The sequence below is a fragment of the Burkholderia sp. BCC1640 genome (assembly GCF_902833125.1).
Taxonomy (GTDB): Bacteria; Pseudomonadota; Gammaproteobacteria; order Burkholderiales; family Burkholderiaceae; genus Burkholderia; species Burkholderia diffusa.
The window spans coordinates 1-663 of sequence record NZ_CADFEF010000116.1 but is presented as its reverse complement, the minus strand read 5'-3'; the positions used below and the strand labels follow the sequence as shown (position 1 = coordinate 663).

Genomic DNA, 663 nt, shown 5'->3' with positions numbered 1-663 from the left:
GAAAAGCGCTTCGGCACCGACGTTCATCCGGTCACCGCGAACCTCGTGCAGTACACCGTCGGCCTCGCCGTGACCGCGCCACTCGCGTTCGCACTCGAACCGATGCACGTGAACTGGACCGCGGGCCTCGCCGGGTCGCTCGCGTATCTCGTGATCTGCAACTCGCTGATCGCGATTTCGCTGCTGCTCGCGATGGTGCGATACGGCGAGGCGTCGCGCGTGTCGGCGTTGTTTTTCCTGATTCCGCCGGCCACCGCGTTGATCGCGCTCATTGTGCTCGGCGAAACGGTCGGTGCGCTCGCGTGGCCGGGGATGGCGCTTGCGGCCGCGGGGTTGTATCTCGTGATGCGGTACTAACTCGCCGGTATTTCTCACACATCGAGACTGCGTCCCGATAATTGACGCGCATTTCGCGCGACTCCTAGACTGCTTCGCATGACGCCGCGCTTCACGCGGCGCGACGATGTCGCGATCATGCGCGGCATCCGCCCGTCCCGCGAGACGATCCAGGAGACAAGTCGATGAATGCTGCCGTCCCGCAGTTGCACGCCGCGACGATGCGGCGCCTGAACCTGCGCCTTATTCCGTTTCCGATGCTGCTGTACCTCGTCGCATACATCGACCGTTCGAACATCTCGGTCGCGGCGCTGCAGATGAATGCGG

The 663-nt window shown here is 64.0% G+C and carries 1 protein-coding gene and 1 pseudogene; both read left to right on the top strand.

The genetic code is table 11. The features are described from left to right. Nucleotides 1-357 (top strand): DMT family transporter (locus tag HWX25_RS32735; protein ID WP_175912726.1); only part of this gene is annotated, 357 nt, incomplete at its 5' end. A gap of 164 nt (nucleotides 358-521) precedes the next feature. Further along, a pseudogene (locus HWX25_RS33655) lies at nucleotides 522-663 on the top strand (MFS transporter); the annotation flags it as partial.